This is a genomic window from Pantoea sp. R102, assembly GCF_004916815.1.
GTDB classification, from domain to species: Bacteria; Pseudomonadota; Gammaproteobacteria; order Enterobacterales; family Enterobacteriaceae; genus Pantoea; species Pantoea dispersa.
On sequence record NZ_SDFT01000099.1, the window covers coordinates 1 to 12819 of the forward strand.

Below are 12819 nucleotides of genomic sequence, written 5' to 3' on the forward strand. Positions count from 1 at the left end.
GGCAGCGGCACGGTTGACGTCCACGGCGGCTGGTATGACGCCACCGGCGATTACGGTGTGCACCTGTCGCACCAGAATCTGACCTCTTATTTCAATCCGCAGCAGGCGCCGCTGGTGGCGTGGAGTTTACTGCGCGGTTATCAAAATCTCGGGGCGCGGGATAACCCGAACTTTGATGAGTATCGCCGGCGCATGCTCGACGAAGGGCTGTACGGTGCCGATTTCCTGGTGCGCATGAAGCGGCCGGGGGAATCCTTCTTCCAGGCGATCTCATCGCCGGGCAAAGAGAAGCTGGCTCAGGACCGGGTGATCGCCAATCCCAACTGGCGCACGCAGATCAAAGAGAAGGAGTCCGATTCCACCATTGTTGAAGAAGAGGCGGTCGGCCCGCTGGCGTGGCAGGCCAGCTTCCGCTCGGGTGCCGGCATGTCAATTGCCGCGCTGGCGCTGGCCAGCACCATGGAGAATGACGGTAACTTCACGCGGCAGCAGTATCTGCAAACCGCAGAAGATGCCTTTGCCTTCCTGCAGAAAAATAATCTGCGCATGGTGAACGACGGCAAAGAGAACATCGTGGATGATTACACTGCGCTGCTGGCGGCTACCGAGCTGTACCGCGCCTCGCAAAAAGCGGTCTATCTGGCTGCGGCGCAGCAGCGCGCGGAGAGCCTGATGGCGCGACTGACGTCGCTGGATAACTGGCATGACTACTGGCGTGCCGACGGCGAAAAACGCCCGTTCTTCCATCCGTCCGATGCCGGTCTGCCGGTGATTGCGCTGCTGGAGTACGCGCGTATCGCGCCGCAGGCGCAGCAGGCGAACATCCGCCAGACGGTAAAACGCTCGCTGGGCTTTGAGCTGGCGGTGACTAAAGAGAGCAATAACCCGTTTGGCTATGCGCGCCAGCTGATTCAGCTGAAAGACGGCGTGAAGCGCACCAGCTTCTTCTTCCCGCACGACAGTGAAGCTGCGCCGTGGTGGCAGGGCGAAAACGCGCGTATCGCGTCGCTGGCCGCCGCCGCCCGTCAGGCGATGCCGCTGTTCGCGGACGATAAAGCCTTTACGCAGCAGCTGCAGAGCTATGCCTGGGATCAGCTCAACTGGATCCTCGGTCATAATCCGTACGACGTCAGCATGCTGACCGGCAGCGGCTATCGTCACATCAGCTATCTGTTCTTCAATTCGTGGAAATACACCACGCTGCCGGGCGGTATCGTTAACGGCATCACCGGCGCGTCGAATCAGGTGGCGGACGGTATCGCCTTTGACAAAGGTTATGCGGTCACACGTAAGGATGACGACTGGCGCTGGGCGGAAGGCTGGCTGCCGCACTCGGCCTGGTATCTGTATGCGGTGAGCTTACCGGATCGTCATTGAGGTGATAAATCAGCCCGGCTTTTCGCCGGGCTTTTTACCGGTTGCCATTGCGTTTGACTGCTTATTGTTGCGACAACTGCCGACGGTTGCGTGATTTACGCCTACCACTTCCCGCGCCTCACCGCTAGAATGCAAACATCCTTGTGCCGCCAGCGCAGGACCGCTTGCGCCGCTGAAGGCGCAAAACGGGCGCGGCGGTCGGTGGACCGGTTAATGAAAAAGGTCAGAATCAGATGCGGATACGGCTCAGCAACGATGATGGAATTCAGACTCCCGGCATTGGCGTGTTCCCTGGCGTGAAGACATTACGACAGGTTGATCCTGGCGCCGGCGCGGCGCGGAAGAGGGCAGGCGACGGGCTGTACCAGGCTGAGGTGAACCCGGCATGGTAAACCGGCGCATCGAAACGCTTCTGGCCCAACTGCGCACGCAGGGTATTCACGATGAGCATCTGCTGAAAGCCATCGCTGATGTCCCGCGTGAACGCTTTATTGACGAGGCTTTTGAACATAAAGCCTGGGAGAATGTGGCGCTGCCGATTGGCAACGGCCAGACCATTTCTCAGCCTTATATGGTGGCGCGTATGACGGCGCTGCTGGAGCTGAACCCGACCTCGCGCGTGCTGGAAATTGGCACCGGTTCGGGTTATCAGACCGCCATTCTCGCGCATCTGGTTAACCACGTTTACTCGGTTGAACGCATCAAAGGGCTGCAGTGGCAGGCGAAACGCCGCCTGAAGCAGCTCGATCTGCATAACATTTCCACACGCCACGGCGACGGCTGGCAGGGCTGGGCCGCGCGGGGGCCGTTTGATGCCATTATTGTGACTGCCGCACCGCCAGAAATTCCGACTGCGCTGATAGCGCAACTGGGAGAAGGCGGCAAAATGGTGCTGCCGGTGGGTGAGGACCAGCAGGTACTTAAGCGCCTGCGTCGTCAGGGTGGTGAAATCATTGAAGAAACGATTGAGCCGGTGCGCTTTGTGCCGCTGGTTCAGGGCGATCTGGCATAAAGCCATCTTACGTATTTCTTCACAATCGTTACATGGCATGGCGCAGTTGATATTGTTACTATCCTTGTTAATCAATGCGAAAGCGCGTTTTTGACGGCACAGACAGTGAATCATGCGGTCAAGGTCGACACACAGTTTTATCCAGGATTGCCATCACGGGGGATCAATGAGCACGGGAAGCACAGTATTTCAATTACGCCGTCTGGCGGCACTTTCACTGGTCGGTTTTTGGCTGGCAGGCTGTAGCTCTGGCGACAACACACAAGCCCCCATCAGCCAGATTGGCAGCAACAGCGGCGACAGCGGTATGGCTGCTGCTCCCACCACAGGCGGCGGCATGATCGCCGCGCAGAACAGCACCGTGCCGGCGATGCCGCGTGGTGGAATGTTAAGCGGTGGTACACCATCAGCCGCGCCTGCGGGTGGAATGGTTAGTGGCAATAATAATGTGACCACCGAAAATGGTCGTATTGTGTACAATCGCAATTATGGGAATATTCCTAAAGGCAGCTACGGCGGTGAAACCTACACCGTTAAGCGAGGCGATACGCTGTTCTATATTGCCTGGATTACCGGCAATGATTTCCGCGATCTGGCACAGCGCAATAATATCGCGGAGCCCTATAGCCTGAGCGCCGGGCAGACGTTACAGGTGGGTAACGGTAACGGTCAGACCATCACCGGTGGTAACGCTATAACCGCAGCGGATGCCACGCAGGGCGGCGTTCCGGTGGCATCGAATCAGACGCAAATTAAATCCACCCCTGTTGCACAGCAACCTGTTATTACGTATTCTGATGATTCGGGTTCGACAGGCGGGAAAATGCTGCCGTCGAAAGGGGCAAATAATGTGGCAACGACCACAGCTCCGGTTACCGCACCGCCCACAGTTAGCAGCACAACTAATAGCACAACACCAGTGGGAAGCTGGCGTTGGCCAACTGATGGGAAGATCATCGATAACTTCTCCGCTGCGGAAGGCGGAAACAAAGGGATCGATATCGCCGGGTCGCGTGGACAACCTGTCGTCGCCACTGCATCAGGAAGAGTGGTATACGCAGGCAACGCGCTCCGCGGGTACGGTAATTTAATCATCATCAAACACAACGATGATTACCTGAGTGCCTACGCCCACAACGATACCATGCTGGTCCGGGAACAACAGGAAGTTAAGGCGGGGCAAAAAATCGCTACCATGGGTAGCACCGGAACCAGTTCAGTAAGATTGCACTTTGAAATTCGTTACAAGGGGAAATCCGTAAACCCGTTGCGTTATTTACCGCAGCGATAATCCGGCAGAACCTTAGGTGTTCTGCCCTTGGATCACGGGTAGGAGCCGCTTATGAGCCAGAATACGCTGAAAGTTAATGAGTTACACGATGATGCGGAATTCGAGGAGAACGGAGCTGAGGTTTTTGATGAGAAGGCTCTCGTTGAGAACGAACCTGGTGATAATGAAGTAGCTGAAGAAGAGTTGCTGTCACAGGGTGCGACGCAACGCGTTCTGGATGCGACGCAGCTTTACCTCGGCGAGATTGGTTATTCACCACTGTTAACGGCGGAAGAAGAGGTGTTCTTCGCCCGTCGCGCATTACGCGGTGACATTCCTTCTCGTCGTCGCATGATCGAAAGTAACTTACGCCTGGTGGTAAAGATTGCCCGCCGTTATAGCAATCGTGGTCTGGCGCTGCTGGATCTGATTGAAGAGGGTAATCTCGGCCTGATTCGCGCCGTAGAGAAGTTTGACCCGGAACGCGGGTTCCGCTTCTCAACTTATGCCACCTGGTGGATTCGTCAGACCATTGAACGGGCTATCATGAACCAAACCCGTACTATTCGTCTGCCGATTCACATTGTTAAAGAACTGAACGTTTACCTGCGTACCGCGCGTGAACTGTCGCACAAGCTGGACCATGAGCCGAGTGCGGAAGAGATCGCCGAGCAGCTGGACAAGCCAGTTGATGACGTAAGCCGTATGTTGCGTCTCAACGAGCGCATTACGTCGGTTGATACGCCGTTAGGCGGTGATTCCGAGAAAGCGCTGCTGGATATCCTGGCCGATGAGAAAGACAACGGTCCGGAAGACACCACGCAGGACGATGATATGAAACAGAGCATCGTTAAGTGGTTGTTTGAACTCAATGCCAAGCAGCGTGAAGTGCTGGCACGTCGTTTCGGCCTGTTAGGCTATGAAGCGGCAACGCTGGAAGATGTAGGCCGCGAAATCGGTTTAACCCGTGAGCGTGTCCGTCAGATTCAGGTAGAAGGTCTGCGTCGTCTGCGTGAAATTCTGCAGACGCAGGGTCTGAATATCGAAGCACTGTTCCGCGAATAAGCCGTAGCTGGCAATAAAAACGGTGACCACAAGGTCACCGTTTTTTTATGCCTGTCATTCAGGCCAGCGCGCGCCGCGCACGCGCCGGTGGCAGGTTACATCAGGGTTTTCAGACGGTAAATCCACTCCAGCGCCTGTTTAGGCGTCAGGCTGTCCGGATCGAGCGCTTCCAGCGCCTCCACTGCCGGCGAGGTTTCCGCCACCAGCAGCGGCAGCTGTGAGCCTTCCACCGTTGAGCCGGCAGAACTGCCCGACAGCGCTTCCAGCTCTTTTAGCTTGTGGCGCGCACGCTTTATCACCTCTTTCGGCACACCGGCCAGCGCCGCCACGGCCAGGCCGTAGCTCTTGCTCGCGGCGCCATCCTGCACGCTGTGCATAAAAGCAATGGTGTCACCGTGTTCCACCGCATCAAGATGCACATTCACCACGCCTTCCATTTTCTCCGGCAGGGTCGTGAGCTCGAAGTAGTGGGTGGCAAACAGCGTCATGGCTTTGATGCGATTCGCCAGGCTTTCGGCACAGGCCCAGGCGAGCGACAGGCCATCATAAGTGGACGTCCCGCGGCCTATTTCGTCCATCAGCACCAGGCTGTTTTCGGTGGCGTTATGCAGAATGTTGGCGGTCTCGGTCATCTCGACCATAAAGGTAGAGCGACCGGAGGCGAGATCGTCGGCGGCACCGACACGGGTAAAGATGCGATCGATGGGGCCGATCACCGTCTCTTCCGCTGGCACATAGCTGCCGATCCAGGCCATCAGCGCAATCAGGGCCGTCTGCCGCATATAAGTACTCTTACCGCCCATGTTGGGGCCGGTAATGATCAGCATGCGACGCTGCATCGAGAGCGACAGCGGGTTGGCAATGAACGGCTCTTTCAGCACCTGTTCCACCACCGGATGGCGACCGGCGTTGATGCGGATACCGGCTTTCTCCTGCAGCACCGGGCGGCAATAGTTGAGCGTCCAGGCGCGCTCTGCCAGGTTGGCCAGTACGTCCAGCTCTGCCAGCGCCGCGGCGCTCTGCTGCAACGCTTCGAGGTGCGGCAGCAGGCGATCGAACAGCTCGTCATACAGGTTCTTTTCCAGCGCCAGCGCTTTGCCTTTCGACGTAAGGACCTTGTCTTCGTACTCTTTCAGTTCGGGAATGATATAGCGTTCGGCATTTTTCAGCGTCTGGCGGCGGACGTAATGGATAGGCACCAGATGGCTCTGTCCGCGGCTGACCTGAATGTAATAGCCGTGCACAGCGTTGAAGCCAACCTTCAGCGTATCCAGCCCCAGTTTTTCGCGCTCGCGAATCTCCAGGCGGTCAAGATAGTCGCTGGCACCGTCGGCCAGCGCGCGCCACTCGTCCAGCTCGGCGTTATAGCCGGGCGCGATAACACCACCGTCGCGCACCAGCACCGGCGGCGATTCGATAATGGCGCTTTCCAGCAGTTCGCGCAGTTCGCTGAAATCTCCCATCCGATCGCGCAGCGCGTTGAGATGGGGCGCGGCCACGCCCGCTAACTGGGTATTGAGTTCTGGTAATTGCTGGAAGGCATGACGCATGCGCGCCAGATCGCGCGGACGCGCGGTGCGCAGCGCCAGACGTGCCAGAATACGCTCCAGATCGCCTACCTGGCGCAGCACCGGTTGCAGTTCTTCGCTCAGCGACTGCAGTTCGGCAATTGATTCCTGGCGGCGCGTGATGGTGGCTACGTCGCGCAGCGGCATATGCAGCCAGCGCTTCAGCATGCGGCTGCCCATCGGCGTGACGGTTTTATCCAGCACCGCCGCGAGCGTATTTTCGCTGCCGCCTGCCAGATTCTGGGTGATTTCCAGATTGCGCCGGGTAGCCGCATCCATGATGACGCTGTCCTGCTGGCGCTCCATGCTTAGTGAACGGATATGCGGCAGCGAGGTGCGCTGCGTATCTTTGACATACTGCAGCAGACAGCCCGCCGCGCGCAGCGCCAGATGCGCCTGCTCGACGCCAAAGCCGCTGAGATCGCGCGTGCCAAACTGCAGGTTTAACTGCTGACGTGCGGTGTCGATTTCGAATTCCCACAGCGGACGCCGCCGCAGTCCGCGGCGCTGATCAATCAGCGTCATGGCCTGCAAATCCTCCGGATAGAGCAACTCTGCCGGATTGGTGCGCTGCAGTTCAGCCGCCATGGTCTCGACATCGCCCGGCTCGCTGAGGCGGAAACGCCCGGAGCTGATATCCAGCGTGGCATAGCCAAAACCGCGCTGGCTCTGGAAGATGGCTGCCAGCAGGTTATCCTGGCGCTCCTGCAGTAACGCTTCATCACTGATGGTGCCGGGCGTTACAATGCGCACCACTTTACGCTCAACCGGCCCTTTGCTCAGCGCCGGATCGCCAATCTGCTCGCAGATCGCCACCGATTCGCCCAGCTGCACCAGCTTCGCCAGATAGCCCTCAACGGCATGATAGGGCACGCCGGCCATCGGGATCGGTTCACCGGCGGACGCACCGCGCTTAGTCAGCGAGATCTCCAGCAGCTGCGATGCGCGTCTGGCATCGTCGTAGAACAGCTCATAGAAATCGCCCATGCGATAAAACAGCAGGATGTCAGGATGATCGGCCTTCAGGCGCAGGTATTGCTGCATCATGGGGGTGTGGCCACTGAAGTCCATTTGCTCTGCTCCTTTCATCTCATTCTCACTCAGGATTCACTCTTTTGATTTCCGCTGGCTGGACAGGGGCAGCCGGGGATGGATGGTTATCACACTGGCGGATAACGAAAGGGCAGATGTTAGCATTTTTGCGCAGCCCGCTTCATCCGCCAGCCGATGTTTCTGGCTGGCGACCATATCAAATTGCGACAGGCGGTAAAAAGCAAATTTTACGCGGCGGGGAAAACTGTGGAGCCAGCACGCAAATTCGGCGCTTAGCGCGGCCGGGCGCTGCCGCTGCCGCGCTACAGGTGAGTGTCAGTTCGGTCAGTGCACCCCTTACCTCTGCGGCGTTTTCATTACCTGAGCAGAGATATGGCTGGTCATAACTGCAGAATCACAACGGGCGTAAATTTACGACATTGCTCTGTAAGTCGCTTCGTTGAACGATTACCATGAGCATTCGTGTTTCATCTGGCTTATGGATATCCGATGCGTTTTAAGGTTGCTCTTCTTCCGCTTATTTGTTTGCTTGCTGCCTGCAGCAGTAAGCCTGCCCCCCAGCAGCAATCCGCCGTTGTGCCTGCACCGAAAGGGGGGTTTTTACTGGAACCTTCTCACGCCATTCAGCCGATGTTTGGCGACTTTGCCGGTAATCCGGCGGCGGAACAATTTATCGATCAGATGGTGGCGAAGCACGGTTTCAATCGCGACCAGCTGCATGCGGTCATTGGTCAGGCGAAGCGACTGGATTACGTGCTGCGCCTGATGGATCAGCAGGCGCCGAGCTATACGCCGCCGAGCGGGCCGAACGGCGCGTGGATTCGCTATCGCAATAAATTCATCACCCCGGATAACGTGCAGAACGGCGTCGCCTTCTGGAATCAGTATCAGGATGCGCTGCAGCGCGCCCAGCAGGTGTATGGCGTACCGCCGGAGATCATTGTCGGGATTATCGGGGTGGAAACACGCTGGGGTCGGGTAATGGGCAAAACCCGTCTGCTGGATGCGCTGGCGACGCTCTCGTTTAGCTATCCGCGCCGTGCCGCTTACTTCAGCAGCGAGCTTGAAACCTTCCTGCTGATGGCGCGCACCGAGCAGGACGATCCGCTGGATCTGCGCGGCTCTTTCGCCGGTGCCATGGGCTACGGCCAGTTTATGCCGTCCTCCTATAAGCAGTATGCGGTCGATTTTAACGGCGACGGCCATATCAATCTGTGGGATCCGGTGGATGCCATCGGCAGCGTTGCCAACTACTTTAAAGCGCACGGCTGGCGTTCCGGTGAAAACGTCGCCGTGCCCGCCAGCGGTCAGGCACCGGCGCTGGAGAACGGTTTCAAAACCTCTTATTCAGTGAATACGCTGGCGGCCAGCGGTCTGGCACCGCAGGGTTCGCTGGACGGCAACAGCCAGGTCAGCCTGCTGCGGCTGGATCTCGGCACCAGCTATCAATACTGGTACGGTCTGCCTAATTTCTACGTGATTACGCGCTACAACCACAGCACGCACTATGCCATGGCGGTGTGGCAGCTGGGGCAGGCGGTCGCCCAGGCGCGTCAGGGCAACATGCTTTAATCCTGTCCTTATAAAGTATGAGGGTATAAGATGGCGCCCGTTTTGCGGTGCCTTCTTCATCGCATACCGACCACTGAGGAATATGTATGACGACTTTACCTGCCTGCCCGGCCTGCCAGGCAGATTACACCTGGCAGGAGGGTGAAAACCTGAACTGCCCCTCCTGCGGCCATATCTGGTCCGCCAGCGCGGATGACAGCAGCGAAGGGCTGGTGGTGCGCGATGCCAACGGTAACCTGCTGGCAGATGGCGATAGCGTAACTGTAGTGAAAGATCTCAAGGTGAAAGGCAGCTCTTCCACCCTGAAAATCGGCACTAAAGTGAAAAGCATCCGTCTGGTTGAAGGTGACCACAATATCGATTGCAAAATCGACGGCTTCGGTCCGATGAAACTCAAATCTGAGTTTGTGAAAAAGAACTAATTGCAGGACGGCCATGCGCCGTCCTGTTGCTTTTCCCCTTCTGGTTGGGCTGGTAACCACAGCCTCACCAGCGCGCGATATCGCCACGCCCGAACCTGCTGTCTCTGATTCCGCTGCGCCACTCACACTTTTCCGGCAACCGCACTTTTCTCTTCGCGCCTCGCGCAGCAAAACAGGTAGTGTGTGACTCTTCCACACAGACAGGAGCGTTGCTATGCAAGACTGGAATCCCCAGCTGTATCGTCAGTTTGAATCTGAGCGTACGCGCCCGGCACAGGAGTTGCTGGCGCGTATTCCCGTCAACGAGGTGCGCTTTGCTACGGACCTGGGATGTGGCCCGGGCAACAGCACGGAACTGCTGGCGCAGGCCTGGCCGCAGGCGTACATCGCCGGCATCGACAGCTCTGAGGCGATGCTGGAACAGGCGCGGCAACGCCTGCCGGACTGTGATTTTCGTCAGGCCGATATCCGCAGCTGGCAGCCTGAGCAGCCGCAACAGGTCATTTATGCCAACGCGTCGCTGCAATGGCTGACCGACCACGAAACCTTGTTGCCGCATCTGGTAAACCAGCTGGCACCGGGCGGTGCACTGGCGGTGCAAATGCCGGATAACCTGCAGGAGCCGTCGCATCGTCTGATGCGTGAGGTAGCCGCCAGCTCACGCTGGCAGGCGCATATTTCGCCTCAGGCGGCAGAGCGCAAACGCCTGCTGAGCAGCGATCGCTACTATGATTTATTAGGCGATGCAGGCTGTCAGGTCGATATCTGGCGCACCACTTACTATCATCCGATGGCGGATGCGCAGGCGATCATCAGCTGGCTGCGTGCCACCGGGCTGCGTCCGTTCCTTGCCGCGCTGGATGAGGCGCAGCAGGCTGACTTTTTACACGACTATCATCAGGCGCTGCTGCCCGCTTACCCGACGCGCAGCAATGGACAGGTTTTGCTGGCCTTTCCGCGTTTATTTATGGTGGCAGTGAAAACGCGCTGACCCTGCCGGAACGCAGCGCGCAAAATGCGACGGCGGCGGTTGAAAAGGGCTTGTCGCCGCACCATTTACTGCTAACGTGAAGCGCCACAACAGGAGAAGGCGATGAACGACGAACAACTTCAGCAGCTCAGCCGCCGTATTGGCGAACAGCTCAGGCATCGTCAGGCGACGGTGACGGCGGCGGAGTCCTGTACCGGCGGCTGGATTGCCAAGGTATTTACCGACATCAGCGGCAGTTCTGCCTGGTTTGAGCGCGGCTTCGTTACCTATAGCAATGAGGCCAAGCAGCAGATGGTTGGCGTGCAGGCGGCGACGCTGGCGCAGCATGGTGCCGTCAGTGAGCAAACGGTACGCGAAATGGTGACCGGCGCCTGTGCCGCGGCCGGCGCTGGCTACGGTATTGCGGTGAGCGGCATCGCCGGACCAGATGGCGGCACGGCTGAAAAGCCGGTCGGTACCGTCTGGTTTGCGCTGGCGGGTCCGGAGGGCCGCGTGCTGGCGCAGCGCCAGCAGTTTGCCGGCGATCGCGATGCTGTCCGGCGTCAGTCGGTCAGCTGGGCGCTGCAGGCGCTGCTGGATGAATTTCTGACAAATTAAACTTGATACTGTATGACTATACAGTATAATTAGCGGCAACAGAACGAGCAGGCATACACGGTGCCCGCTCACCCGGCATGATTAGGAGTGGAAATGGCGATTGACGAGAACAAACAGAAGGCTTTAGCTGCCGCGCTGGGCCAGATTGAGAAACAATTTGGTAAAGGCTCCATCATGCGCCTGGGTGAAGACCGCTCGATGGATGTTGAAACCATCTCTACCGGCTCCCTGTCGCTGGACATCGCGCTGGGCGCGGGTGGCCTGCCAATGGGCCGTATCGTTGAGATCTACGGACCTGAGTCCTCCGGTAAAACCACGCTGACCCTGCAGGTCATTGCTGCTGCGCAGCGTAAAGGCAAAACCTGTGCCTTTATCGATGCCGAGCACGCGCTGGATCCGGTATACGCCAAGAAACTGGGCGTCGACATTGATAACCTGCTGTGTTCGCAGCCGGATACCGGTGAGCAGGCGCTGGAGATCTGTGATGCGCTGGCCCGTTCGGGTGCGGTAGACGTGATCATCGTTGACTCCGTGGCGGCGCTGACGCCGAAAGCGGAAATCGAAGGTGAAATCGGTGATTCGCACATGGGTCTGGCTGCGCGTATGATGAGCCAGGCGATGCGTAAGCTGGCGGGTAACCTTAAGCAGTCCAACACGCTGCTGATCTTCATCAACCAGATTCGTATGAAGATTGGTGTGATGTTCGGTAACCCGGAAACCACCACCGGTGGTAACGCCCTGAAGTTCTATGCCTCCGTACGTCTGGATATCCGCCGTATCGGTGCCATTAAAGAGGGCGACGAAGTGGTGGGGAGCGAAACCCGCGTTAAAGTGGTGAAGAACAAAGTGGCAGCACCGTTTAAGCAGGCTGAGTTCCAGATCATGTACGGTGAAGGCATCAACACCTTCGGCGAGCTGGTTGACCTCGGTGTGAAGCACAAACTGGTGGAAAAAGCCGGTGCGTGGTACAGCTACAACGGCGATAAAATCGGCCAGGGTAAAGCGAACGCTACCAACTTCCTCAAAGAGAATCCGGCGATTGCCAATGAGCTCGACGTTAAGCTGCGTGACATGCTGCTGACCGGTGCAACGGCAGAAGCGGCAACAGCGGATAGCGCGGCTGATAAATACGAAGAAGCCAGCGAAACCAACGAAGATTTCTAATCATACCCACGGGAGCAGCAATGCTCCCGTTTTGCTTTTTCCCGCCCGTGCTTTTCCTCTCTGCCTTCTTGCTTTACCCTGCGCAACAGTCACAACAAGGTAATCCTATGTCATCGACCTCATCACAGGCTCCGCAGCCAACCTTTTCCCGGGTACTCGATCGTGCCATGCGTATTTTGTCGCAGCGCGACCATAGCCGCGACGAGCTGAAACGCAAACTGCAGCTGAACAATCAGCGTGCGGCCTGGCTACAGCAACAGGAGAGCCAGCCGATACCGGAAGCGCTGCTGGAGAAAGTGCTCGACTGGTGTCAGGAGAATGGCTGGCTCAACGACCAGCGTTTTACCGAACGCTTTATTCAGAGTCGCGCGCGCAAAGGCTATGGTCCACAGCGGGTGCGCATGGAGCTGCAGCAAAAAGGCATCGACCGCGATGAGATCAACCAGGCGCTGTTCGATAGCGAGGTTGACTGGAGCCAGTGCGCGGCCGAGGTCGCTAAACGTAAATTCGGCGAACCGCTGCCGCAAAGCTGGGCGGAAAAAAGCAAAGTCCAGCGCTTTCTGATGTCGAAAGGCTTTATGATGGAAGACATTCAGGCGATTTTCAGAAATATTGACGACTGAAAGGCGATGGGATTTTACTTCCCATTGAAGAAAATTTATCTTATTCCCACTTTTTGTTCCTCAGTCAGTGGCGGGCCGGGCGCATGCGGTTTGCCAGCGAAAGGG

11 protein-coding genes are annotated in these 12819 nt (G+C 57.7%); 10 read left to right on the forward strand and 1 reads right to left on the reverse strand.

The genetic code is table 11. The features are described 5' to 3' along the window. From ERD80_RS11435 to rpoS, 4 genes are all read left to right on the forward strand, one after another. A partial coding sequence (locus ERD80_RS11435) for a glycoside hydrolase family 9 protein (protein WP_136546973.1) occupies positions 1 to 1377 on the forward strand: 1377 nt, incomplete at its 5' end. A 385-nt stretch (positions 1378 to 1762) separates the two neighbouring features. Further along, on the forward strand, positions 1763 to 2389 hold the full coding sequence (locus ERD80_RS11440; RefSeq protein WP_021507341.1) for a protein-L-isoaspartate(D-aspartate) O-methyltransferase: 627 nt from the start codon (positions 1763 to 1765) through the stop codon (positions 2387 to 2389). Positions 2390 to 2555: 166 nt separating this feature from the next. Next, positions 2556 to 3680, forward strand: a complete 1125-nt coding sequence (gene nlpD / locus ERD80_RS11445) for a murein hydrolase activator NlpD (RefSeq protein WP_136546975.1) — start codon at positions 2556 to 2558, stop codon at positions 3678 to 3680. 51 nt (positions 3681 to 3731) lie between these two features. After that, positions 3732 to 4724, forward strand: a complete 993-nt coding sequence (gene rpoS, locus ERD80_RS11450) for an RNA polymerase sigma factor RpoS (protein WP_021507339.1) — start codon at positions 3732 to 3734, stop codon at positions 4722 to 4724. A gap of 95 nt (positions 4725 to 4819) precedes the next feature. Here the strand turns inward: rpoS and mutS are convergent, their stop codons facing one another. After that, entirely contained in the window at positions 4820 to 7363 is a 2544-nt protein-coding gene (gene mutS / locus ERD80_RS11455) for a DNA mismatch repair protein MutS (protein ID WP_136546988.1), read from the reverse strand. A 471-nt stretch (positions 7364 to 7834) separates the two neighbouring features. Here mutS and mltB point away from each other — a divergent pair, with 471 nt between their 5' ends. The 6 genes from mltB (at position 7835) to ERD80_RS11485 (ending at position 12714) form a co-directional block, all read left to right on the forward strand. Further along, positions 7835 to 8917: a lytic murein transglycosylase B gene (mltB, locus tag ERD80_RS11460; protein WP_031279678.1), complete on the forward strand. Its 1083-nt coding sequence runs from the start codon at positions 7835 to 7837 to the stop codon at positions 8915 to 8917. 86 nt (positions 8918 to 9003) lie between these two features. Further along, a complete protein-coding gene (locus ERD80_RS11465; RefSeq protein ID WP_021507336.1) occupies positions 9004 to 9339 on the forward strand; it encodes a zinc ribbon domain-containing protein YjdM in 336 nt (111 codons plus the stop codon). A 214-nt stretch (positions 9340 to 9553) separates the two neighbouring features. Continuing rightward, positions 9554 to 10330 (forward strand): trans-aconitate 2-methyltransferase, encoded by a 777-nt coding sequence (tam, locus tag ERD80_RS11470; RefSeq protein ID WP_136546977.1) that lies wholly within the window; start codon positions 9554 to 9556, stop codon positions 10328 to 10330. Positions 10331 to 10432: 102 nt separating this feature from the next. Continuing rightward, the gene (pncC, locus tag ERD80_RS11475; protein WP_058776003.1) at positions 10433 to 10927 is read left to right on the forward strand and encodes a nicotinamide-nucleotide amidase; all 495 of its coding nucleotides are present in this window, start codon (positions 10433 to 10435) and stop codon (positions 10925 to 10927) included. A 93-nt stretch (positions 10928 to 11020) separates the two neighbouring features. Further along, complete coding sequence (gene recA, locus ERD80_RS11480; protein WP_021507334.1) at positions 11021 to 12091, forward strand: recombinase RecA; 1071 nt, start codon at positions 11021 to 11023, stop codon at positions 12089 to 12091. Between the two features lie 107 nt (positions 12092 to 12198). Further along, entirely contained in the window at positions 12199 to 12714 is a 516-nt protein-coding gene (locus ERD80_RS11485; RefSeq protein ID WP_248295855.1) for a regulatory protein RecX, read from the forward strand. Positions 12715 to 12819: the final 105 nt, after the last annotated feature.